The following is a 21,325-nucleotide window of genomic DNA, read 5'->3' on the forward strand; positions in this document are numbered from 1 at the left end:
CGCAGCCGCAAGCGGTAGTCGGCGACACATCGTGCGACGCGCGTGTCCTGCCGGCGCGCGGCGCACGCACGTCGAGTACCGGCTGACGGCGGTGGCGAGGTTGCTGGTGGAGACGCTCGTGGCGCTCGACCGTTGGGCCGAGCGCCATTTCCCCGATCTGGACGCGGCACGCGAGCGCTACGACGCGTCGGTGCGGAACATGCGGTGAGCGGCTCGGCTGCTTGTCGTCGGCTTCCGCGTGCGCGTCAGCGGGCGAGCGCGAGGGCGGGCGCCGGGTCCGCCTGCGTGTTGCCGGACAGCGCGGATTCGATGATCCCGCCGCCGAGGCAGATTTCGCCGTCGTACAGTACGGCCGACTGGCCGGGCGTGACGGCCCACTGCGGGTCGTCGAACGCGAGCGAGAAACGCGCTTCGCCCGCCGGGCGGGTGGCGGCGCCGAATGCGCACGCGGCGTCGGCCTGCCGGTAGCGGGTCTTCGCGCCGCACGCGAAGCCCTCGGCCGGCGGTTCGCCGGCGACCCAGCTCACGTTGCCGGCGACGAGCTGCCGCGCCAGCAGCCACGGATGATCGTGACCCTGCACGACGTACAGCGTGTTCGACGCGATGTCCTTCGCGGCGACGAACCACGGTTCGCCGCTGCCGCTCTTGCTGCCGCCGAGCCCGATGCCCTTGCGCTGGCCGAACGTGTAGAACGCGAGGCCGATGTGCTCACCGACGACCTTGCCGTCCGGCGTCTTCATCGGGCCGGGTTTCGTCGGCAGATAGCGGTTCAGGAAATCGCGGAACGGCCGTTCGCCGATGAAGCAGATGCCCGTCGAATCCTTCTTCTTCGCATTCGGCAGCCCGATCTGCGCGGCGATCTCGCGCACCTTCGTCTTCGGGATCTCGCCGAGCGGGAACATCGTCTTCGACAGTTGCGCCTGGTTCAGCCGGTGCAGGAAGTACGACTGGTCTTTCGTATGATCGAAGGCCTTCAGCAGTTCGAAACGCCCGTCGCGCTCGCGCACGCGCGCATAGTGGCCGGTCGCGATCATTTCCGCGTCGAGCGACATCGCGTGATCGAGGAACGCCTTGAACTTGATTTCAGCGTTGCACAGCACGTCGGGGTTCGGCGTACGGCCGGCCGAGTATTCGCGCAGGAATTCGGCGAACACGCGGTCCTTGTATTCGGCCGCGAAGTTCACGGCTTCCACGTCGATGCCGATCAGGTCGGCCACCGACACGACATCGATCCAGTCCTGGCGCGTCGAGCAGTATTCGCCGTCGTCGTCGTCTTCCCAGTTCTTCATGAACAGGCCGACCACGTCGTAACCCTGTTCCTTCAGCAGCCACGCGGTCACCGACGAATCGACGCCGCCCGACATGCCCACTACTACACGGCGCTTGCTCATTTGTTGACCGCCTGACGTTCGAATGCTTCGGCGCGCGGCGCGACCGAATGCGTATGCACGAAATCGAGTGGAATGCGCCGCCCGGCGAGGTAATCGTCGACGCAGCGCAGCACCGCGGGCGAGCGATGGCGCTCGCTGCATGCGCGCAGTTCGTCGGCGGTCATCCACAGCGTGCGGACGATGCCGTCGTCGAGCGCGTGGCCCGCGATCGGCTCGCCGGCCGTGCCGCAGAACGTGAAACGCAGGTAGGTTGCGCCGGCGGTGCCGGGGCGGTCGTAGTGCGCGAGATAGACGCCGACCAGCGCGTCGGGGGTGAACGGGTGCGCGGTTTCCTCGAGCGTCTCTCGGATCACGGCGTCGGCCAGCGTTTCGCCGGCTTCGAGATGGCCTGCCGGCTGGTTGATGCGCAGGCCCGACGAGGTTTCTTCCTCGATCATGAGAAAGCGGCCCGCGCGCTCGACGAGCGCCGCGACCGTCACATGCGGGGTCCAGATTTCGGGTTTCATGGTTCGGCATTTTACCGGTTGCGCCCGAACGCTGCCGGTCGCTGCGTCAAACGAATCCGACCCCGTAAGCTCGAATCCTGCGGATGGCGGCGTCGCAGGCCCGCTCGACGTGGCATGCGTGCATGACCGAACCGGATGCGCCGCCGCCGACCCGCATGAAGGTGCGGCGTCAGCGCCATTGCGCGTGCGAGACACGCGTTGGCGCCACAATCGGCACTGCCGCCGCGCGTTCGCTCATGGTGCGACGAGATTCGCGACACATGCGGCAATCGTGTCACGTACGCGCACGATCGCCGGATCGCGCTGCGTGCTCGTGCGCCAGCCGATTTCCACCGGGTAGTGCGGCAGGTCGACCGGGCATGCGAGCGCGCGCAGCGGGGTTGATTGCGCGATCGTGCGTGCCGCGTGCGCGGGAATCGTCGCGATCGCGCCGGAGCCGGCGAGCAGGTACGGCAATGCGGCGAAATGCGTGGTCGACGCCGCGACGCGCCGCTTGCGGCCGAGCGGGGCCAGCGCCTCGTCGACGATCCCGATCACGCCGCCCGACGACACGAGCAGGTGGTCGCGCCGCAGGAAATCGGCGAGCGTCAGCGTGCGCGGCGGCTTCGGGCGGGCGGCCGGGTCGATCAGGCACGCATAGCCGCCCGTCGCGACCGCGCGCCGGCTCAGCCCGTTCGCCGAAAAGCCGCCGGATGCGATCGCGAGGTCGACACCGTGACGCAGCAGCGCGTCGCCGGCGATGCCGCTGTGCGTCTGCCGGAAGATCAGCCGGATGCCGGCGGCTTCCCGCGCAACGGCGTCGATCAGCGCGCGGCCGAGCGCGATCTCGAAGTCGTCCGACAGCCCGATCGAGATCGTGCGGCCGATACGATCGCCACCGTCGGCCGCGATCGCGAGGCTTTCGCGGCAACGGTCGAGCGCGTCGGACAGGATCGGCTTCAGTTCGTCCGCGCGTGGCGTCGGCGCAAGCCCGCGCCCGGTGCGCACGAACAGCGGATCGGCATAGATCATGCGCAGCCGCGCCAGCGCCGCGCTCACCGCCGACTGCGTGAGGCCGAGCCGCAGCGCTGCGCGGCTCGCGCCGCCTTCCTCGTACAGCGCCTCGAACACTTTCAGCAGGTTCAGGTCGAGACTGGCGATATCATCCGCATTCATGACACATATCGTTCTATCGATTTGATCGATGACATCATATCGATAAAGATTGCGTTACCCCATTCACCGGAGACGCCCTCATGTCCACGTCAGTCATCGCCGCGCTGCAGATCGGCGCCTCGCCCGCCGGCACGCGCGCCACGCTCGACACGATTCTCGGCTACGAAACCGCGATCCGCGACAGCGGCGCGTCGCTCATCGTGCTGCCCGAGGCCGTGCTCGGCGGCTATCCGAAAGGCGAGATCTTCGGCACGCGACTCGGCTACCGGTTGCCGGAAGGCCGCGACGCATACGCGCGCTACGCCGCGCAGGCGATTGACGTGCCGGGGCCCGAAACCGACGAGCTGGCCGCGCTGTCGCAGCGCACCGGCGCGAGCCTCGTGGTCGGCGTGATCGAGCGCGGCGGCAGCTCGCTGTACTGCACGGCGCTGTTCTTCGATCCGTGCGACGGGCTCGTCGCGAAGCACCGCAAGCTGATGCCGACCGGCACCGAGCGGCTGATCTGGGGGCAGGGCGACGGCTCGACGCTGCCCGTCGTCGACACGGCCGCGGGCCGCGCAGGCGCCGCGATCTGCTGGGAGAACCACATGCCGCTGCTGCGCTGCGCGATGTACGCGAAGGGCGTGCAGATCTGGTGCGCGCCGACCGTCGACGAACGCGACGTCTGGCAGAGCTCGATGCGGCATATCGCGCACGAAGGGCGCTGCTTTGTCGTCAGTGCGTGCCAGGTGCAGCCGTCGCCGCGCGCGCTCGGCATCGACGTACCGGGCTGGGATTCGGAGCGGCCGCTGATTCGCGGCGGCAGCGTGATCGTCGGGCCGCTCGGGGATCTGCTGACGGAGCCGCTGATCGGCGAAGCCGGGCTCGTGACCGCGTGCATCGATACCGATGAACTCGTGCGGGCGCGCTACGACTTCGACGTGGTCGGGCATTACGCGCGGCCCGACGTGTTCTCGTTGCACGTCGACGAGCGGCCGAAGCGGACGGTGGTGTTCGGCGCGTAGGGAAGGGCGGGCCGGGCGCTGCATCGCGGCCCGGAACGCGAACGGCGGCGACGCGCAACGCGCCCGCCGTCGTGCCGCATCAGCGCATCGGCGCTTCCGCGATCCGCATGTAATCGGCGATCCGCCGTCCTTCCATGTCCGGAAACTGCTCGTGCACGGTGATGTCGCCCATCCGCGCGATGTCGAACGTGCGGAAGTCGCCGCGCAGCTCGCACCATGCGCCGATCGTCCAGCGGCCGCCCCAGTAGACGAGCCCGAGCGGCCACACGCGGCGCTGCGAATGCGCGCCGAGCCGGTCGCGGTAGCCGAAGCTGACCACATGGCGTGTGTCGATGGCCTGGTGGATCGCATCGACCTTCGCGCAAAACGTTTCGTCGATGTGGAACGACGGCGCGAACACGGGCAGCCGGTCGAGCGCCGTGCGCTTGTCGGCCGGCATCGCCGACGCGATCTTCGCGAGCGCCGAGCGCGCGCCGCTCGCGAAGCGCGCGCCACCCCAGGTCTCGAGCATGCGCGCGCCGGTGGCGAGCGCCGCCAGCTCCTCGGCGGTGAACGTGAGCGGCGGCAGGCTCGCGTTGCGGTTCAGCCGGTAGCCGATGCCGGCTTCGCCTTCGATCGGCACCCCTGACAGTTGCAGGTCGCGCACGTCGCGATAGACGGTGCGCGGCGACACCGACAGCCAGTCGGCCAGTTGCTGCGCGGTCGTGAGGCGACGTCCGCGCAACAGCTCGGCGATCTGGAACAAGCGGTCGGCACGGCGCGTCATGACGGCACCTCGACTCCAACGGCGGTGGGGATGTCGCGATGATAGCGCCGCGTGTGCCGGGCGGCCGGTGCGCTCAGTGGCATTTCGGCGCGTGCAGGCCGACGCGGTTGCCTTCGGTGTCGATCAGGTAGCCGACGTAGCCGTAGTTGTTCGGCAGCTCGACGACCGAACCCTGCACGACGCCGCCCGCGCGCTTCGCGCGTTCGAGCGCCGCGACGACCGATTCGCCGGCGTTCAGGTAGACGAGCACGCCGTTCGCGCTCGGCTTCATCTGCTGCGGATCGAACACGATGCTGCCGCCCGTGCTCGACGCGTCGCGGTCGAACGTGGCCATCGGCACGCCGCCGATCACCGCGCGCTGCAGCGTCGTTTGCAGCACGGTTTCGTAAAAGCGGATCGCCCGGTCGAAATCGAGGGACGGAATGTCGAACCACGCGATCGCGCGCTCGAGGGTAGCGGTGGCAGTTGCGGACGTCATGGCGTGCTCCTTGTTGCGTTGTTGTTCGGGTTTCGTGCGGAAACCAGCGTTGTATTGCGCCGGGATTGCAGTGTGATCGCGGCCTGCTGACACCGTATTGTCAGTAGAGTTGTCACCCTTGACATGCAACCATTTGGTTGCATAATAAGGCCATCGACCCGGGAGCGGCATGGATCTCGTTTTCAAGGCGCTGGCCGATGCCACGCGCCGCCAGTTGCTTGATTTGCTGCATGCGAAAAGCGGCCAGACGCTGTCCGAGCTGTGCGACGGGCTCGCGATGAGCCGGCAGGCCGTGAGCAAGCATCTCGCGCTGCTCGAGGCCGCGAATCTCGTCGCGACCACCTGGCGCGGCAGGGAGAAGCTGCATTACTTGAATCCGGTGCCGATCCACGACATCGCGGAACGCTGGATCGGCAAGTTCGAGCGTCAGCGCCTGCAGGCGCTGGCGGATCTCAAGCGCGGGCTGGAAGCGGCCGGCGATTCTGGAGGCAACGATGAGTAATCCCGCCTTTGTGTACGTGACGTTCATCGCGTCGACGCCCGAGCGCGTGTTCGATGCGCTGACCAACGCCGAGCTGACGAAGGACTACTGGGTGCGGCATCGCAACGTGTCGCCCGACTGGCGGCCGGGCTCGCGCTGGGAACATCAGGACTACGACGATCCGTCGCGGGTCGACATCGTCGGCGAAGTGGTCGAGCGCGACCCGCCGCGCAAGCTGGTCGTCACGTGGCGCACGCCGTCGGGGGAGGGAGAGGAGTCGCGCGTGACCTACGTCGTCGAGCCGCACGAGGGCGTCGTGAAGCTGACCGTCACGCACGACGGACTGGTGCCGGGCTCGGAGATGGATCGCGGGATTCGCGGCGGGTGGCCGGTCGTATTGTCGAGTCTCAAGACGCTGCTCGAGACGGGGCAGGCGCTGCCGTTCACGATGGGGCGCTGGGCGTGCTCGAAGCACTGAACGAAGCACTGAAACGAAACGCCGCCGTAGCCGCGGGTGCGGTAACGGCGGCGTTCCGGTTGCCGCAGAGGGGCCACGCAAGCGGCCCCATTGCGATCATGAGGCGGATGACGCGTCGCCTTCCGGCGCGGCCGGGCGCGCCTTCACGCTGCCGGCGATCAGGTCGAAGCGGAACAGCCGGCATTCGAGCGCGCCGTTGAACAGCGGCGTCTTCGCCGATTCGCGCAGCCGCAGCTGGCCCGGCAGCGAGCGGTCGGACGTCAGCAGGAACGCCTGCCAGCCCGTGAAGCGCTGTTTCAGCGCATCGCCGAGCGCGTTGAAGAACTCGCTGTCAGGGGCGTCGGTGTGGGTGCGGCGGAACGCATCGTCGTTGCCGCGGTTGCGGCCCGTCTCGCGCACTTCGCCGCGCGCGCTGCGGCCGCGCACTTCGATTCGCTCGCCGTACGGCGGGTTCGCGAGGAGGATGCCGGGGCCGTCGCACGGCGGCGTCATCCCGCGCGCGTCGACCTGCTTGAGCCATACCGACGGCACGCCCGCGCGCTCGAGGTTCGCGCGCGCCTTCTCGAGCATGTCGCCGGAGATGTCGCTGCCGTACACGCCGAGCGCTTCGCCGCGTTTGCCGCGCGCCGCGCGCTTCGCGTCCAGCGCCGGCACCTTCAGCCCCTGCCACGCGGTGATGTCGTACTGCTTGAGCTTCTCGAAGCCGAACCGGCGCTCGACGCCGGGCGCGACGCCCAGCGCGATCTGCGCGGCTTCCGCGAGGAACGTGCCGCTGCCGCACATCGGGTCGTACAGCGCGGTGCCGGGCGTCCAGCCCGTCAGGCGCAGGATGCCGGCCGCGAGGTTCTCGCGCAGCGGCGCCGCGCCCTTGTCGAGACGCCAGCCGCGCTTGAACAGCGGCTCGCCCGACGTGTCGAGGTACAGCGTGCACTCGCCCGCCGTCAGGAACGCGAACACGCGGACGTCGGGCGCACCCGTGTCGATGCTCGGGCGCGCGCCGGTCTTGTCGCGCATCCGGTCGCAGATCGCGTCCTTCACGCGCAGCGTCGCGAATTCGAGGCTCTTCAGCGGCGACTTGATCGCGGTGATGTCGACGCGCAGCGTCTGCGTGGCCGCGAACCAGCGCTCCCACGGCTGCTCGAGCGCGAGTGCGTAGACGTCCTGCTCGTTGCGGTACGCGCGGTGCGCGATCTTCAGCAGGACCCGGCTCGCGATCCGCGAATGGAGGTTCGCGGCCATGCCTGCGGCCCAGCCGCCGCTGAAGTGGACGCCGCCCGGCACCTGCGCGCCCGCGGTGAACGGCGCGCCGTTCAGGTGGCGGCCGGCGATTTCGGCCAGCTCGGCGGCAAGCGCCGCTTCGAGGCCGCGCGGGCAGGGGGCGAAGAATTCGTACAGGGTGGGCGAGGACATAAGGCGGGTGAGGACGTGCAAAAGTCCACCATTGTACGCGGCGCAGGCGGCCGGGGCCGGCGTTGCGCCGTATTTCGGTGCCGCGGCGCGGGCCGGGGCGCCATACATGCGGGCCGGGCGCCCGCGCGGCGGCGCCCGGGCGGGCACCGCCCTGCCGCTGCGGGACTCAGTGCGCGCCGGGCTGGCCGGCACGCGCGGCCTGGCCGCTGCCCGGCCAGAACAGCGCGAGCGGATTCGCGAGCACCGTGCGCACGATTGCGGCGACGAGCGCGCGCACCTTGGTCGGGCGCAGGCTGCGCGAGCGCACGGCCATCGTGAACGCGAGCGCGAAACTCACGAGCACGTTGAGGATCGCCATGCTGAGCACGCCGCCGGCGGCCCACCACAGCTCGGGCGTACCGAGCGCGTCCTTTCCCAGCACGCCGAGCGCGATCCCGATCGAACCGGCCGACAGCGTCACGTGCCGCACCTCGAACGGGAACAGGAACACGGTGACGATCGCCGGTACGAGGCCGAGCATCAGGCCGAGGCCGACGTTCGCGACCACGCCGGCAACGTTCGACCGGCAGAAGTGCGCGAGCTTCGCGGCGCCGGCCGCACCGAGCGTGAGGCGCAACCGGCGGTTGTACGTGAGCGCATCGCCGACACGGTGCAGCACGAACCAGTTGTCGGCCCAGCCCGCGAGCAGGCTCGACGCCCACAGCAGCACGCCGGTCAGCGCCGCGTAGAGCGGCGTCGGGCCGAGCAGCGAGAACGAGTGCAGCGTCGCATGGGCTTTCTGCGGCGAGATCACGTTCGCGTGCAGCACGTTGCTCGCGAACAGCTGCACCAGCAGGCATACGGGCAGCACGACGAGCACGTTGCCGGAAATCGCGGCGGCCTGCGTGCGGATCAGTGCGATCACCGACGACACGAACGCCTTCACGCCTTCGTCATGGCCGGTGTCGTCGAGCTCGCGCGCGAGCGTCGGCGCGGTCATCGCGGGCTGCTTGGTCGCGAGCGTGAAGTGCAGGAAGTGCATCAGCATGAAGCTGGCCGCGTAGTTGATGCCCGCGAGCAGTCCTTCGAGCATCGACTGCAGGTGCGCGCCCGTGATCGAGAACTTCACGCACACGGTCACGACGGTGACGAGGCCGCCGCCCGCAGCCATCCGCAGCATCTTCAGGTACTCGGCGCGGCCGCGCGAGATGTAATGCTCGCCGGTGTCCGCGTTGGTTTCGACGAGCTTGCGCGCGAACAGCGAGAAGTTGCTGCGCACGAGGTGCGACACGCTCTGGCTGTTGTGGTTCGCGTCGATGAGCTCGGCCGTCAGGTGCGCCATGCCGTGCAGGTCGTCGCGCGCCATCCATGCGTTGAGCAGCATCTCGGCGCGCAGGATGCGCATGCGCATCCGCTCGACCTGGAACACGATGTCGACCGACACGCCGTTGCGGTACAGGTGCGTGAACACGTCGTCGACGGCGATCCGGCATTGGTCGAGCAGCACGCGCAGGTAGTTCACCTCGTGCAGCAGCTTGCTCGGGTCGCCGCCGTCCTCGACGGCCGCGTGCGCGGTTTCAACCGCGAGCATTGCGCGCGTAAGGCGGTAGAACGGCTGCGTTTCGATCGGCTTGCGCGCATCGTCGTCGGAAAGCCGGCTGCGCACCGTCTGCGACAGGCCGGTCGAGCTGATCTGGCAGGTAAGGTTGTGCAGTGCCGCCAGCAGGTCGCGCGAGAACGAGCCCGGCTCGTGGCGCTCTTCGTCGGTCACGTCGAACGCGATCAGCTCGGCGAGGCGCGTGAGGAGGTCGGCCGGCAGCGCGTCGATCCATTGCGCGTCTTCCGGCGTCGGGAACATCAGCGTGAAGAGCGCCGACAGCTCGCGGCGGTTCGGCGCGGGCGGGATCAGCGACGAGTCGATCCGCTCGAACAGCGCGCCGAAGAAGCCGGAGTGCACGGGCATGCCGGCGTCGCACAACAGCGAGATGCCGTCGCATTCGCGCAGGATGCCGCGCAGGATGCGCGCGGCGTGCGTTTTCCACGCGGGATTGCGATCGAGCACGTGGAACAGGTAGCGCAGCCGCGCATGGGCCGGATACGCGCGTGCCTCGGCGTCGCGTTCGGCCGGCGCGTCCTGCACGGCCTGCATCGTGCCGGTGCGGCGCAGCCAGTGCGCGAGCTCGATCAGCCATTCGCTGCGCTCGGCGTACGACGCATCGGCGTCGGCGTGCGCGAGCAGCGCATCGAGCTGGTGACCGGCACTGCGCGACGCGCGCCACTTCTTGATCAGGGTCGTCAGGGAACGAAACATATACGGAATAGCGAAAGCCCTCGGCGGGCGGGTTCGGGATGCCGGCCGGGGAGACGGCGCGGCGCCGGGGGAACGGGTGAGACGGGGCCGGTAGCCGGACGCCGGGAGGCACGGCGGTCGGGCCGAACGCGGCCCGGCGCCGCTGGCTGGCGCGCACGACGGGCGGCGCGAGCCTGAAAGTGCGTAGGATCGTCAATCGGGCCCGAAAACGCAAGCAGACTACTTTGCATGGCGCCGGTTCCGGCCCACTTTGACAAACAATGCAAATGGCCATCCGGCCGATGGCCGCGATGCGAGGCCGGCTGCGGCACGGCCTCGCCGACGGCTACCGGCGAGCGCGAGTGGGCGCGTTGCGCGGGACGAGGCCGCGCGGGCGAACGCGTCGTCGAGCGTTCGCCCGCGCGCCGCACGCCTACGCGCCGGACTTGCCCGTCGCGCCGGCGTCGCCGCCGGATGTCGGGTTGGCCGGGCACGGCACGACCGGCGCGGCGGCCATCTTGCCGCCGGCCGCCGGCGCCGTCGCAGCCGGTGCGCTGCGGCGCGCGGCCATCGCGCGCACGCCGGCCGCGGCTTGCGCGGCAATCACGTCGAGTGCGCGCCGGTGGCCGGCGACGAGCGCGTCGTAGCCGTCGGCGACCGGTTCCGCGACGCTCGTGCGGCAGGTCATCACGGCCTGCGTGGCGAGCGAGCGCACGCTCCACACCGCGTCGACCGCCGCACGCTTGCCTGGCCACGACTCGAAGCGCTGCACGTTGACGCTGATCCGATACACGGGCACGCCGGGCGGGTACGCGGAATTCGCGACGTCGATCGTGCCGAGCTGCGCGGCGAGATCGTCAGACAGCGCGCGGCGGATCTCGTCGGCGGGCGGCGACGCCCAGCGTTCCTGCTCGAGCACGTCGACCTGCGCGGCGTTCTTCTGCACGACCAGCTGGTTCTTCGCGACCTGCTCGGGCACGCCGACGGCCGGCACTTCGATCAGGAACGCCGGATTGGCCGGCGCGGTGCGCACGGGCGCTGCGGCGTCGGCAGGGCTGAGCGTGTAGAACCGCGCGGGCGGCGAGCTGCATGCGGCGAGCGCAATAGCGGCGACAGCCGCCGCCGCGCCGCTCGCGAAACCGTTCACGCGTGTCGTCATTGTTTATCTCCTGGCTTGCCCTTGAGCAGCGATTCGGGGTGGCGCTCGAGGTAGTCGGCGAGCGCGTTCAGCGACTGCAGCGTGCGGGTGAGCTCCTTCAGTGCGCCGCGCACGTCGGACTGCAGCGGCGAATCCTGCTGCAGCGTCGCTTCGGCGGTCGAGAAGGTCTGCTTCGCGGCCGACAGCGTGTCGCGCGCTTCCGGCGCGACCTGCGTGTCGAGCTGCTTGAACAGCTTGTCGGCATTCGCGAGCGCGCTGTTCAGGTTCGCGCCGATCTGGTCGAACGGCACCTTGTCGAGCTTCTTCGCGATGTCGGCGACCTGCAGCTGCAGCTCGTCGAGCGTGTTCGGCACCGTCGGCAGCTCGAGCGGCTGGCGTGCGGTGTCGATCTTCACGGGGGGCGCCTTCGGGAAGAAGTCGAGCGCAACGTACAGCTGGCTCGTCAGCAGGTTGCCGGTGCGCAGCTGGCCGCGCAGCCCGTGCTGGACGAGCCGCTCGACGATCTCGCGGCGGGCCGGTTCGCCCTTGCTCTCGATCGTCTCGCGGAAGCGGCGGCCGAGGCGCTCCGGATACACGTTCATCGTCACCGGCATCGTGAAGTTCTTCGTCTTCGGATCGTAGTCGATGCCGATGTTCGTCACTTCGCCGAGCACGATCCCGCGGAAGTCGACCGGCGCGCCGACGGCGAGCCCGCGCAGCGACTGGTTGAAGTTCATCACGACATGCAGCGGCTGGCCGTCCGGGTCGCGCATCGCGTCGCCCTCGTCGGCGGCGAGGCGGAACGTGGTGTTGTTCGGCGCCGTCGCGCCGCTGCCCTGGTTCGGCGGCGTCTGGAACGCGATGCCGCCGAGGATCACCGTCGCGAGCGACTGCGTGTTCAGCTTCAGGCCGCTCGAATCGAGCCGCAGGTCGACGCCGCTCGCCTGCCACCAGCGCGAATTCACGCCGACGTACTGGTCGTACGGTGCATTGACGAATACGTTGAACGTCACGCCCGTGCCGTCCTTGTCGAGCGAGAAGCCGACCACCTGGCCGACCTGCACGCGCCGGTAGTAGACGGGCGAGCCGATGTCGACCGAGCCGAGCGAATCGCCGCGCAGCACGTACTGCGTGCCTTTCTGGTCGCCCGTGACGGCGGGCGGCGTCTCGAGGCCGGTGAAGTCGGTCAGCGTGTCCTGCCCGTGCCCGGCATCGACGCCGATGTACGCGCCGGACAGCAGCGTGCCGAGCCCCGACACGCCGGTCGCGCCGACGCGCGGCCGCACGATCCAGAAGCGCGAGCCCTGCACGGCGAAATCCTCGGCTTCCTTCTTGAGCTGCACCTGGACGAGCACGCGCGACAGGTCTTTCGACAGCTTGATCGTCTTGACCATGCCGATCTCGACGTCCTTGTACTTGACCTGGGTCTTGCCGGGCTCGAGCCCTTCGGCGCTGTGGAAGCTGATCGTGATTTCCGGACCGCGCTCGCGCACGGACTTGATCACGAGGCCGATGCCGATCAGCGCGGCGATCAGCGGCACGAGCCAGACGAGCGACGGCAGCCAGCCGCTTTTCGTCGAGATCGTCGGATCGGGCGGCCGGGGCGCGTCGTGCTGCGGGCCTTGTGGACTATTCATGGTGATTCCCTGAGGTTTCGACTGGATCCCAGATCAGGCGGGGATCGAACTGCATCGACGCGAGCATCGTCAGGATCACGACGGATCCGAACGCGAGCGCGCCGGGGCCGGCCGTGATGACGGCGAGCGAACGGAAATGGACGAGCGCGACGGTCAGCGTCACGACGAAGATGTCGAGCATCGACCAGCGGCCGATGCGCTCGACGATCCGGAACAGCCGCGTGCGCTGCAGCGGCCGCCACGCGGTGCGGCGCTGCGCGCTGATCACGAGGATCAGCAGCACGCCGAGCTTGAGCATCGGCACGAGGATGCTCGCGACGAACACGACGACGGCGAGCGGCCAGTCGCCGGATACCCAGAAATAGATGACGCCGCTCATGATCGTGTCTTCCTGCGAGCCGACGATCGACGCGGTGCGCATGATCGGCAGCAGGTTCGCCGGAATGTAGAGGATCGCGGCCGCGAGCAGCAGCGCCCACGTGCGCATCAGGCTGTTCGGCGTGCGGAAATGCAGCGCGCCGCCGCAGCGCGCGCAGTGTGCGTGCGGATGGTCGAGCGTCTGCACGAGCCCGCATGCGTGGCAGCTGACGTAGCCTTCGCGGGCGGCGGTCGGGATCGTCATCGGCGGGCGGTTTCCGGCAGCGGGGCGGCATCGTCGGGCTGCCCGGGCGCGCGCCCGGCGCGCAGGTCGTCGGCGATGTCCCACAGCGTGCGCGGATCGAACATCAGCACGACCGCGATCATCAGCGTGAGCGCGGCGAACGCGAACAGCGCGGCTTCCGGCACCACGCGCGCGAGGCTGACCATCTTCACGATCGTCACGAGGATGCCGAGCATGAACACCTCGATCATCCCCCACGGCCGCACCAGCTCGATCGCGCGCAGCACCAGGTTGAAACCGGGCGGCACGACGCCGCGCCGTATCGGCAGCAGCAGGTACAGCAGCGCGGCCATTTCGATGAGCGGGAACAGCACGGTCGAGCAGAACACCATCACGCCGACGATTTCCATGCCCTGGTGCCACAGCGAATCGATCGCGCCGATCAGCGTGGTCTGCACGCGGTTGCCGTTCACGTCCATTTCGAGGATCGGAAAGCCCTGCGCGATCGTGAACGTGATCAGCGCCGCGAGCGCGAGCGCGCAGATCCGCTCGATCTGCGCGGCGCTGTTGCGATAGAGCAGCGCGTCGCAGCGCGGACAGCGCGCGATTTCACGCCCGCTCAGGCGTGGTTTGTGCAACAGTGCGTCGCACTCGTGACAGGCAATCAGGTCGTTTCGTTGCATGGAAAAGGCGGTGGTGCGACGGCTGGGGCAGGCGTCGACGGGGCCGGAACCCGCGCCAATCTTACCAAAAGGCATTTTTCGGCGTGTCAACGCACGGCTGAACAGTGACTGGTCGGTAACATGACAGGAAACCGTCGGCCGGCTGACGCGCCTGTCTTCAGAGTCCGCGCGGGTCAAAAGGTTGCGGTAGCATGGCGCCCTTGACAAGCGTCGGACGCATGGCCGGCGCAGCCGTTCGCTGAACTGAGGAATCCAAGATGGCATCGAAATCGCTGCCGGCCCCGCCGGTCCGCTACACGCAGACCGCGATCGCGCTGCACTGGCTGATCGCGCTGCTGATCGTCTGCGCGTTCGCGCTGGGCTGGGTGATGACCGACATCCCCGGCTTCACGCCGACCAAGCTGAAGTATTTCTCGTGGCACAAGTGGATCGGCGTGACGGCGTTCGCGCTGGCCGTCATCCGCGTGCTGTGGCGTGCGACCCACGTGCCGCCGCCGCTGCCGGGCGGCACGCCCGCGTGGCAGCGGGCGGCGTCGCACGGCGTGCACATCCTGCTGTACCTGCTGATGATCGTGATTCCGGTGACGGGCTACCTGTACAGCTCGGCGTCGAACATCCCGGTCGTCTACCTCGGCATCGTGCCGCTGCCGCGGCTGATCGACCCCGATCCGGTGCTGAAGGAAACCTTCAAGACGCTTCACGTGTCATTGAATTACATTCTGCTTGCGCTCGTGTCGCTGCACGTGGTCGCGGCGCTCAAGCACCAGTTGTTGGACCGCGACGGCCTGTTGTCGCGAATGCTTCCCTTTGCCAAATGAAGGATCCCATGAAAGTGTCTTTCTCCCGCTCCGTGCTGACCGCGTTCGCCGCGGTGTCACTTGTCGCGTCGGGCGCGGCGCTCGCCGATGTCGATCTCGCGAAGAGCAAGGTGTCCGCCGTGTCGAAGCAGATGAACGTGCCGACCGAAGGCGTGTTCAAGAAGTTCGCCGCGCAGGTGAAGTTCGATCCGGCGAAAGCCGCGCAGGGCAGCGCCCAGATGACGATCGACGTCGCCAGCTACGATCTCGGCGACAAGATGTACAACGACCAGGTCGCCGGCAAGGACTGGTTCGACGCGAAGGCGTATCCGCAGGCGACGTTCGTGTCGTCGGCGATCGCGCCGGCGGGCGGCAACAAGTACAACGTGACCGGCAAGCTGACGATCAAGGGCAAGGCCGAGACCGTCACGGTGCCCGTCACGGTCACGCAGAGCGGCGCGACGCAGACCTTCGACGGCGTGCTGCCGATCAAGCGTTCGACGTTCAACGTCGGCACCGGCGAGTGGAAGGACACGTCGGTCGTCGCGGACGAAGTGCAGATCAAGTTCCATCTCGTCGCCACGAAGTAAGCGGCGGCCTGTTGCCTCACCCGAATGCCGCGCGATGGCGCGGCGCTGTTCCAAGGAGAATGATTTGAAAAAGCATCTGTTGATCGCCGCCGGCGCGCTGGCCGCTTCGCTGTCGTTCTCGGCGTTCGCCGAAAGCGCGACCTACCAGTTCGACCCAAGCCACACGTACCCGAGCTTCGAGGCTGACCACTTCGGCGGCCTGTCGGTCTGGCGCGGCAAGTTCGACAAGTCGAGCGGCACCGTGACGCTCGACCGCGCGGCGAAGACCGGCACGGTCGACGTGACGACCGACATCGCGTCGATCCACACCGGCAGTGCGAAGCTCGACGAGCACCTGCAGACGAACGAATTCTTCGACGTCGCGAAATTCCCGCAGGCCAACTACAAGGGCATGATCAAGTTCGACGGCGACAAGCCGGTGTCGGTGGTCGGCAACCTGACGCTGCATGGCGTCACGAAGCCGCTCACGCTGAAGATCGATTCGTTCAAGTGCATGCCGCACCCGATGCTCAAGCGTGAGGTGTGCGGCGTCGACGCGGTCGGTGAATTCAGCCGCGACGATTTCGGCCTCGACTACGGCAAGCAGTACGGCTTCAAGATGAAGACGAAGCTGCTGATCACGGCCGAAGCCGTCAAGCAGCAGTAAGCCCGCCGGCCGGGCCTGACTTCGCGCCGGCCCGCCGCAAGCACGCCGCCGCGTTCCCGTCAGGGGGCGCGGCGGTTTTTTTTGCGCGCCTATAATCGCCCGAGCGTCGCACGCGGCGCCGGGGGCAGGCCGACGGCGCGCGAGCGGCCGCCTCGAACAGAACGTACAACGACAAGGAGATCGCCGATGCATGCCGTCACGCCGTCCCGTTCCATGGCCTCGTCGCCGCGCGTGTGGCGCGCGGTGGTCGCCGCGTCGATCGGCAACGCGCTCGAGTGGTTCGATCTCGTCGTCTACGGCTTCTTCGCGGTGACGATCTCGAAGCTGTTCTTCCCGGCCGGCAACGACACCGTGTCGCTGCTGCTCACGCTCGGCACGTTCGGCGTGTCGTTCTTCATGCGCCCGCTCGGCGCGATCGTGCTCGGCGCGTATGCCGACCGCGCGGGCCGCAAGGCCGCGCTCACGCTGTCGATCCTGCTGATGATGGCCGGCACGCTGATCATCGCGGTGCTGCCGACCTACGAGACGATCGGCGTCGCCGCGCCGGTGATTCTCGTGGCCGCGCGGCTGATGCAGGGCTTCTCGGCCGGCGGCGAATTCGGCAGCGCGACCGCATTTCTCGCCGAACACGTGCCGGGGCGACGCGGCTTCTTCGCGAGCTGGCAGGTGGCGAGCCAGGGGCTCACGACGCTGCTCGCCGCCGGCTTCGGCACCGTGCTGAACGCGCAGCTGTCGGCCGCGCAGATGGCGTCGTGGGGCTGGCGCGTGCCGTTCTTCTTCGGGCTGCTGCTCGGGCCCGTCGCGTACTACATCCGCACGAAGGTCGACGAGACGCCCGAGTTCCTCGCCGCCGAAGGCACCGCGAACCCGCTGCGCGACACGTTCGCGTCGCACAAGGCGCGCCTCGTCGCCGCGATGGGCGTGGTCGTGCTCGGCACCGTCGCCACCTATCTCGTGCTGTTCATGCCGACCTACGGCGTGAAGCAGCTCGGCCTCGCGCCGTCGGCCGCGTTCGCGGCGATCCTCGTGGTCGGCGTGATTCAGATGGCGTTCGCGCCGCTCGTCGGCCACTGGTCGGACACATACGGCCGCGTGCGCGTGATGATCGCGCCGGCCGTCGGCATCCTCGTGCTGATCTATCCGGCGTTCGCGTACCTGGTCGCGCATCCGGGCTTCGGCACGCTGATCGCGCTGCAGGTGCTGCTCGCGTTCCTGATGACGGGCTACTTCGCGGCGCTGCCGGGTCTGTTGTCCGAAGTGTTTCCGGTGCAGACGCGCACGACCGGGATGTCGCTCGCGTACAACGTCGCGGTGACGATCTTCGGCGGCTTCGGGCCGTTCATCATCGCGTGGCTGATCAAGGCGACCGGGATGAAGACCGCGCCGAGCTTCTACCTGATGTTCGCGGCCGTGCTGAGCCTCGCGGCGCTGGTCGTGCTGCGCAGGCGGTTCGGGTTCCGGTAACAGGACGGGCGGCGCGCGTCAGTTGCCGGCGCGCTCGCACACGGGCCGTGCGGGCATCAGTTGCGGATTGGGGGCGATCGTCTGCACGTGGCGCCCGGCCAGTGCGGCAAGCGCCTGCGCGAGCTGCCAGTCGGCTGCCGTGCCGAACTCGCGCTGCGGCAGCGCCGCGCTCTTCGCCGTATCGATCTTCGCGAGCGCACGCTGCTCGCGCAGCTTCTGCCGTTCCTTGCGCACCTTCGCGAACGGATCGGGCGCCAGCCGGTCCGCATACGGCGCACGGGGGAGATCGGCTTCCCGGTACCACAGCAGCACGCCGTCGATGTCCGAGTCGCGGCGCGGCGGCACGAGCCAGTCCGGTACGACGCCGTAGCCGTCCATCGGGCAGCCGTTCGGCCGCAGGTTGCGCGCGAACGTGAAATTCAGGCGCGTGCCGTCGATCAGGTCGACGCCCGTCTGAGCGAGCCCCTTCCCGTAGGTCGGCATACCGAGCAGCTTCGCGCGGCCGAGATCCTTCAGCGCGGCTGCGGTCGCTTCGGCGGCCGACGCGCTCTGTCCGTCGACGAGCACGACGAGCGGCACGGTGCGCCACCAGTCGTCGGCCTGCAGTGGCGCGAGCGGATCCTGTTCATGCATGACCGGCAATGCGTAATCGGGCCAGTTGGTCGTGTAGCGGCGGCGGTTGGCGTCGCCGCGCTCGACCGTCACCATCGCGGTGCGGTCGCGTCCCGCGAACAGCGCGGTGATGCCGATCGCCGCGTTGAGCGCGCCGCCGCCGTTGATGCGCAGGTCGAGAATCAGGCCTTTCACCGGCGGCCCCGCGCGGCGCGCGGCCTGCACCGCGTCGATGTAGTCGCCGACCGCCGGTTCCGGAAAGCTCGACAGCCGCGTGTACAGGATGTCGCCGTCGAGCCGTTTCGCGGTCGCCGGATGCGGCTTGAGGATCGTCCGTACCGGCGCGAAGCTCAGCACCGCATGCGAGCGGCCGCGCTGGACCGTCAGTTTCAGCGGCACACCCGCGTCGCCCTTGGCGAGCCGGGCCAGATCGGCGGCGTCGATGCCGACGACGCTCGTGTCGTTCATCGCGACGACGAGATCGTCGGGGCGCACGCCGGCCTTTTCCGCGGGCGCGTCGGGGATCACGTCGACGATGTGCAGCCCGTCTGGCCGCGTCTCGAACACGATGCCGATGCCGGGCGTGCCGTCGCGGGCGCGCCGTTCGTCTTCGCGCCGTTCCTGCTCTTCCTTCGGATCGAAGAAACGCGCGTACGGCAACGTCTTGATGCCCGCGTGAGTCGTTGCGTCGAGCAGTGCGCCGATGTCGACGTCGGTCAGGTGCTGCCGCTTCAGGACTTCGACCGCCGCCTTGAGTTCGCAGATCTGCGGCTCCCAGTCGGGCGGACAGGGCGAAGGCGGGTGGGCGGCGGCGGAAGCGGGAGCCGAAGCAGGCGCAGAAGCGGGTGGGGCCGACGCTGGCTGTGGCGCATCGGCGGATGAAACGCCCGGCAGAAGCGCGGCCATGACGGCTGCACGAACGGCAAGGCGGAGAACGGCACGCGTCGGAGGCATCATCGGGACCGCACGTTTGAACGGAGGGCGAAGGCGCTGTCCCGCCGGTTTGCGGCCGGCATGCGGCGCGGCGGGACGGCACGATTGTAGCCGACGCGCGCGACGGGCCGGCGCGAGCGGGTTGCGCGATGCGTGGTGATCGCGCGGGCATGAAAAAGGACATCGCAGAAAACCATGGAGGGTTTGAGAGCGATTGTCAGTGGCTCAATGAGCAATCGTCGTCAAAGCTGGCGACAGCCTCGACAAGATTGCGAAGACGCAAGGAAGCACGGTCGAGGTACGGAAAAAGTTAAATCCGGCCGTTAGTGTTTTGCGACCTGGTCACGTGTTGAAGTATCGGAAAGCATCCGTGCAACGTGTCATTACAAGCTGGCGGTACATCTCTACAACATTGATGGCGCAACGCTACAACGGAGGTCGCGATATCAATTACGCCACGAAACTTGATTACGTGTTGAAGGTGATGCAAAAAGGGAGGGGAGATGGTATGCGCAAGATAGTACTGCTAGTAGCCGCTACTTTTTCCCCACTCATCTCGATAGCCGCCCCGAGTACTCCAGTGCAAAGCGAGCGCGAACTGCGCGGCGAATGCTCGTATGAAATAACCGGCGTAAGAGAATGTTTGCAGCGGAAGCAAGAAGCAAGCGAGGTCGAGCTCAAGCGTGCCGAAGAAAAAGTACGAGAGGCGTTTGCCAAGTGGGATGAGGATTCCAGGTACATCAATCTGGCCAAGACCAGGCTGGCCGCGTCGAAGAAAGCCTTCGTTAAATACCGCGAAGCGCAATGTGCATTTGCCTCTGCGTTGGGTGGCGGTGCTATTGGCAATGCGCTCGAGATGCAGCGTCTGGCTTGTATCGCGGAACTCAATAACAGACGCGCCGCGCAACTACGCGACGCGGTGTCTGATTTGCCGTTGAAGTAGCGTGCCCGCCCAGCGCGTTGACCGTCTGCCGAAGCTGCCAGTCGGCGAGCGTGCCGGCTTCGCGCTGCAACAGCGCTGCGCTCGTCGACGGATCGAACTTCGCGCGCTCGCGCTGCGCGTGCAACGTCTGCCGCGCTTTGCGCACCGGCGCGAACGGGTCGGACGTGGTCCGGTCCGCATGGGGCGCGCGAGATCGACTTCCCGGTACTACGGCGGCACACGGTCGACATCCGCATTGCGAGACGGCGGCACGAGTCAGCCCGATACGACGCCGTAGCCGGCCACCCGTACCGTCGCGCCGCGAGAACAGGGCGGCGACGCGCGCATGAAAAAAGGCCGGTCCACGAGGGACCGGCCTTCCTGTATCCGTCGAAGCAGCGTGACGCTTAAACCTGCGCGCCCGCGTTCGGATCGTCCGGATCGTGCGCGGACTTCTTTTCCTTGATCAGATCTTCGCGCTTGATGCCGAGCCACATCGCGAGCGAGCCCGCGACGAACACCGACGAGTAGATACCGAACATGATGCCGACCGTCAGCGCGAGTGCGAAGTAGTGCAGCGTCGGGCCGCCGAAGAAGAACATCGACAGCACCATCATTTCCGTCGACGTGTGCGTGATGATCGTACGCGACATCGTGGTCGTGATCGCGTGGTTGATCACTTCCTGCACGCTCATTCTGCGCTCGCGGCGGAACGTTTCGCGGATCCGGTCGAAGATGACGACCGACTCGTTGACCGAGTAGCCGAGCACCGCGAGGATCGCCGCGAGCACCGCCAGCGAGAACTCCCACTGGAAGAACGCGAAGAAGCCGAGAATGATCACGACGTCGTGCAGGTTGGCGATGATGCCGGCCACTGCGTACTTCCACTCGAAGCGGAACGACAGGTAGATCACGATGCCGATCACGACGCACGCGAGCGCGAGCAGACCGTCGGTCGCGAGTTCCCGGCCAACCTGCGGGCCGACGAACTCGACGCGTTGCAGCGTGACGTCCGGGCTCTGCGCCTTCAGCGCGCCCATCACCTGGTCGCTCTGCTGCGCGGACGTGAGGCCTTCCTTCAGCTGCAGGCGGATCAGCACGTTGCGCGACGTACCGAAGTTCTGTACCTGCGCATCGGCGTAGCCGAGCTTGCCGAGCGTCGCGCGCACGGGTTCGAGTTCAGCGGCCTGCTGGTACTGCACCTCGATCACCGTCCCGCCGGTGAATTCGACGGACAGGTGCAGCCCGCGATGGAACAGGAAGAACACCGCGGCGAGGAACGTGACCAGCGAGATCACGTTGAACACCAGCGCGTGCCGCATGAACGGAATGTCTTTACGGATGCGGAAAAATTCCATGGTCTC

At 68.0% G+C, this 21,325-nt stretch carries 22 protein-coding genes; 9 read left to right on the forward strand and 13 right to left on the reverse strand.

Annotated elements, in window-relative coordinates:
- Window positions 1–31 precede the first annotated feature (31 nt).
- Complete coding sequence (locus WJ16_RS34610) at window positions 32–208, forward strand: hypothetical protein (RefSeq protein ID WP_208606988.1); 177 nt, start codon at window positions 32–34, stop codon at window positions 206–208.
- 37 nt (window positions 209–245) lie between these two features.
- Here WJ16_RS34610 and mnmA read toward each other — a convergent pair whose 3' ends face one another.
- From mnmA to WJ16_RS03120, 3 genes are all read right to left on the reverse strand, one after another.
- Window positions 246–1,391 carry a tRNA 2-thiouridine(34) synthase MnmA gene (gene mnmA, locus WJ16_RS03110; protein ID WP_069255795.1) on the reverse strand — a complete coding sequence of 382 codons (1,146 nt, stop codon included), beginning with the start codon at window positions 1,389–1,391 and terminating at the stop codon, window positions 246–248.
- The gene (locus WJ16_RS03115; RefSeq protein WP_069255796.1) at window positions 1,388–1,897 is read right to left on the reverse strand and encodes an NUDIX hydrolase; all 510 of its coding nucleotides are present in this window, start codon (window positions 1,895–1,897) and stop codon (window positions 1,388–1,390) included. The genes mnmA and WJ16_RS03115 overlap by 4 nt, the downstream gene beginning before the upstream one ends.
- A 234-nt stretch (window positions 1,898–2,131) precedes the next feature.
- Window positions 2,132–3,052: a LysR family transcriptional regulator gene (locus tag WJ16_RS03120; protein ID WP_069255797.1), complete on the reverse strand. Its 921-nt coding sequence runs from the start codon at window positions 3,050–3,052 to the stop codon at window positions 2,132–2,134.
- Window positions 3,053–3,132: 80 nt separating this feature from the next.
- On the opposite strand from WJ16_RS03120, the gene WJ16_RS03125 reads away from it, so the two are divergent.
- The gene (locus WJ16_RS03125) at window positions 3,133–4,056 is read left to right on the forward strand and encodes a carbon-nitrogen hydrolase family protein (RefSeq protein WP_069255798.1); all 924 of its coding nucleotides are present in this window, start codon (window positions 3,133–3,135) and stop codon (window positions 4,054–4,056) included.
- A 79-nt stretch (window positions 4,057–4,135) separates the two neighbouring features.
- Here WJ16_RS03125 and WJ16_RS03130 read toward each other — a convergent pair whose 3' ends face one another.
- Both WJ16_RS03130 and WJ16_RS03135 read right to left on the reverse strand, forming a co-directional pair.
- Complete coding sequence (locus WJ16_RS03130; protein ID WP_069255799.1) at window positions 4,136–4,822, reverse strand: helix-turn-helix transcriptional regulator; 687 nt, start codon at window positions 4,820–4,822, stop codon at window positions 4,136–4,138.
- Between the two features lie 73 nt (window positions 4,823–4,895).
- Entirely contained in the window at window positions 4,896–5,300 is a 405-nt protein-coding gene (locus WJ16_RS03135; RefSeq protein ID WP_047851604.1) for a VOC family protein, read from the reverse strand.
- Window positions 5,301–5,469: 169 nt separating this feature from the next.
- Between WJ16_RS03135 and WJ16_RS03140 the strand changes: the two genes are divergently transcribed.
- Entirely contained in the window at window positions 5,470–5,802 is a 333-nt protein-coding gene (locus WJ16_RS03140) for an ArsR/SmtB family transcription factor (RefSeq protein ID WP_069255800.1), read from the forward strand.
- Window positions 5,795–6,259: an SRPBCC family protein gene (locus tag WJ16_RS03145; RefSeq protein ID WP_069255801.1), complete on the forward strand. Its 465-nt coding sequence runs from the start codon at window positions 5,795–5,797 to the stop codon at window positions 6,257–6,259. Before WJ16_RS03140 ends, WJ16_RS03145 begins: the two co-directional genes overlap by 8 nt.
- Window positions 6,260–6,355: 96 nt before the next feature.
- Here the strand turns inward: WJ16_RS03145 and WJ16_RS03150 are convergent, their stop codons facing one another.
- From WJ16_RS03150 to WJ16_RS03175, 6 genes are all read right to left on the reverse strand, one after another.
- The gene (locus WJ16_RS03150; RefSeq protein WP_069255802.1) at window positions 6,356–7,669 is read right to left on the reverse strand and encodes a THUMP domain-containing class I SAM-dependent RNA methyltransferase; all 1,314 of its coding nucleotides are present in this window, start codon (window positions 7,667–7,669) and stop codon (window positions 6,356–6,358) included.
- A 166-nt stretch (window positions 7,670–7,835) separates the two neighbouring features.
- Entirely contained in the window at window positions 7,836–9,959 is a 2,124-nt protein-coding gene (locus WJ16_RS03155) for a site-specific recombinase (RefSeq protein WP_069255803.1), read from the reverse strand.
- A 412-nt stretch (window positions 9,960–10,371) separates the two neighbouring features.
- Entirely contained in the window at window positions 10,372–11,097 is a 726-nt protein-coding gene (locus WJ16_RS03160; protein WP_069255804.1) for a PqiC family protein, read from the reverse strand.
- Window positions 11,094–12,713, reverse strand: a complete 1,620-nt coding sequence (locus WJ16_RS03165) for a PqiB family protein (RefSeq protein WP_069255805.1) — start codon at window positions 12,711–12,713, stop codon at window positions 11,094–11,096. The genes WJ16_RS03160 and WJ16_RS03165 overlap by 4 nt, the downstream gene beginning before the upstream one ends.
- Window positions 12,706–13,335 (reverse strand): paraquat-inducible protein A, encoded by a 630-nt coding sequence (locus tag WJ16_RS03170; RefSeq protein WP_069255806.1) that lies wholly within the window; start codon window positions 13,333–13,335, stop codon window positions 12,706–12,708. Before WJ16_RS03170 ends, WJ16_RS03165 begins: the two co-directional genes overlap by 8 nt.
- The gene (locus WJ16_RS03175; protein ID WP_069255807.1) at window positions 13,332–13,997 is read right to left on the reverse strand and encodes a paraquat-inducible protein A; all 666 of its coding nucleotides are present in this window, start codon (window positions 13,995–13,997) and stop codon (window positions 13,332–13,334) included. Before WJ16_RS03175 ends, WJ16_RS03170 begins: the two co-directional genes overlap by 4 nt.
- Before the next feature lie 257 nt (window positions 13,998–14,254).
- Here WJ16_RS03175 and WJ16_RS03180 point away from each other — a divergent pair, with 257 nt between their 5' ends.
- The 4 genes from WJ16_RS03180 (at window position 14,255) to WJ16_RS03195 (ending at window position 17,494) form a co-directional block, all read left to right on the forward strand.
- The gene (locus tag WJ16_RS03180) at window positions 14,255–14,815 is read left to right on the forward strand and encodes a cytochrome b (RefSeq protein WP_069255808.1); all 561 of its coding nucleotides are present in this window, start codon (window positions 14,255–14,257) and stop codon (window positions 14,813–14,815) included.
- Between the two features lie 8 nt (window positions 14,816–14,823).
- Window positions 14,824–15,384: a YceI family protein gene (locus tag WJ16_RS03185; protein ID WP_069257936.1), complete on the forward strand. Its 561-nt coding sequence runs from the start codon at window positions 14,824–14,826 to the stop codon at window positions 15,382–15,384.
- Window positions 15,385–15,448: 64 nt separating this feature from the next.
- On the forward strand, window positions 15,449–16,030 hold the full coding sequence (locus WJ16_RS03190) for a YceI family protein (protein ID WP_069255809.1): 582 nt from the start codon (window positions 15,449–15,451) through the stop codon (window positions 16,028–16,030).
- 186 nt (window positions 16,031–16,216) lie between these two features.
- On the forward strand, window positions 16,217–17,494 hold the full coding sequence (locus WJ16_RS03195; RefSeq protein ID WP_069255810.1) for an MFS transporter: 1,278 nt from the start codon (window positions 16,217–16,219) through the stop codon (window positions 17,492–17,494).
- A gap of 18 nt (window positions 17,495–17,512) precedes the next feature.
- Here the strand turns inward: WJ16_RS03195 and WJ16_RS03200 are convergent, their stop codons facing one another.
- On the reverse strand, window positions 17,513–19,063 hold the full coding sequence (locus tag WJ16_RS03200; protein ID WP_208606989.1) for a S41 family peptidase: 1,551 nt from the start codon (window positions 19,061–19,063) through the stop codon (window positions 17,513–17,515).
- A gap of 346 nt (window positions 19,064–19,409) precedes the next feature.
- Here WJ16_RS03200 and WJ16_RS32790 point away from each other — a divergent pair, with 346 nt between their 5' ends.
- Window positions 19,410–19,982: a lysozyme inhibitor LprI family protein gene (locus WJ16_RS32790; protein ID WP_236858173.1), complete on the forward strand. Its 573-nt coding sequence runs from the start codon at window positions 19,410–19,412 to the stop codon at window positions 19,980–19,982.
- Window positions 19,983–20,368: 386 nt separating this feature from the next.
- On the opposite strand, the gene secF is transcribed toward WJ16_RS32790, so the two are convergent.
- Complete coding sequence (gene secF / locus WJ16_RS03210) at window positions 20,369–21,319, reverse strand: protein translocase subunit SecF (RefSeq protein WP_069255812.1); 951 nt, start codon at window positions 21,317–21,319, stop codon at window positions 20,369–20,371.
- Window positions 21,320–21,325: the final 6 nt, after the last annotated feature.

This window comes from Burkholderia metallica, assembly GCF_001718555.1.
Lineage (GTDB): Bacteria > Pseudomonadota > Gammaproteobacteria > Burkholderiales > Burkholderiaceae > Burkholderia > Burkholderia metallica.

Bases quoted from the DNA above. Each gene is read 5' to 3' on its own strand.
- mnmA (WP_069255795.1), bottom strand. From the start codon at position 1,391: ATGAGCAAGCGCCGTGTAGTAGTGGGCATGTCGGGCGGCGTCGATTCG.
- WJ16_RS03115 (WP_069255796.1), bottom strand. From the start codon at position 1,897: ATGAAACCCGAAATCTGGACCCCGCATGTGACGGTCGCGGCGCTCGTC.
- WJ16_RS03120 (WP_069255797.1), bottom strand. From the start codon at position 3,052: ATGAATGCGGATGATATCGCCAGTCTCGACCTGAACCTGCTGAAAGTG.
- WJ16_RS03125 (WP_069255798.1), top strand. From the start codon at position 3,133: ATGTCCACGTCAGTCATCGCCGCGCTGCAGATCGGCGCCTCGCCCGCC.
- WJ16_RS03130 (WP_069255799.1), bottom strand. From the start codon at position 4,822: ATGACGCGCCGTGCCGACCGCTTGTTCCAGATCGCCGAGCTGTTGCGC.
- WJ16_RS03135 (WP_047851604.1), bottom strand. From the start codon at position 5,300: ATGACGTCCGCAACTGCCACCGCTACCCTCGAGCGCGCGATCGCGTGG.
- WJ16_RS03140 (WP_069255800.1), top strand. From the start codon at position 5,470: ATGGATCTCGTTTTCAAGGCGCTGGCCGATGCCACGCGCCGCCAGTTG.
- WJ16_RS03145 (WP_069255801.1), top strand. From the start codon at position 5,795: ATGAGTAATCCCGCCTTTGTGTACGTGACGTTCATCGCGTCGACGCCC.
- WJ16_RS03150 (WP_069255802.1), bottom strand. From the start codon at position 7,669: ATGTCCTCGCCCACCCTGTACGAATTCTTCGCCCCCTGCCCGCGCGGC.
- WJ16_RS03155 (WP_069255803.1), bottom strand. From the start codon at position 9,959: ATGTTTCGTTCCCTGACGACCCTGATCAAGAAGTGGCGCGCGTCGCGC.
- WJ16_RS03160 (WP_069255804.1), bottom strand. From the start codon at position 11,097: ATGACGACACGCGTGAACGGTTTCGCGAGCGGCGCGGCGGCGGCTGTC.
- WJ16_RS03165 (WP_069255805.1), bottom strand. From the start codon at position 12,713: ATGAATAGTCCACAAGGCCCGCAGCACGACGCGCCCCGGCCGCCCGAT.
- WJ16_RS03170 (WP_069255806.1), bottom strand. From the start codon at position 13,335: ATGACGATCCCGACCGCCGCCCGCGAAGGCTACGTCAGCTGCCACGCA.
- WJ16_RS03175 (WP_069255807.1), bottom strand. From the start codon at position 13,997: ATGCAACGAAACGACCTGATTGCCTGTCACGAGTGCGACGCACTGTTG.
- WJ16_RS03180 (WP_069255808.1), top strand. From the start codon at position 14,255: ATGGCATCGAAATCGCTGCCGGCCCCGCCGGTCCGCTACACGCAGACC.
- WJ16_RS03185 (WP_069257936.1), top strand. From the start codon at position 14,824: ATGAAAGTGTCTTTCTCCCGCTCCGTGCTGACCGCGTTCGCCGCGGTG.
- WJ16_RS03195 (WP_069255810.1), top strand. From the start codon at position 16,217: ATGCATGCCGTCACGCCGTCCCGTTCCATGGCCTCGTCGCCGCGCGTG.
- WJ16_RS03200 (WP_208606989.1), bottom strand. From the start codon at position 19,063: ATGATGCCTCCGACGCGTGCCGTTCTCCGCCTTGCCGTTCGTGCAGCC.
- secF (WP_069255812.1), bottom strand. From the start codon at position 21,319: ATGGAATTTTTCCGCATCCGTAAAGACATTCCGTTCATGCGGCACGCG.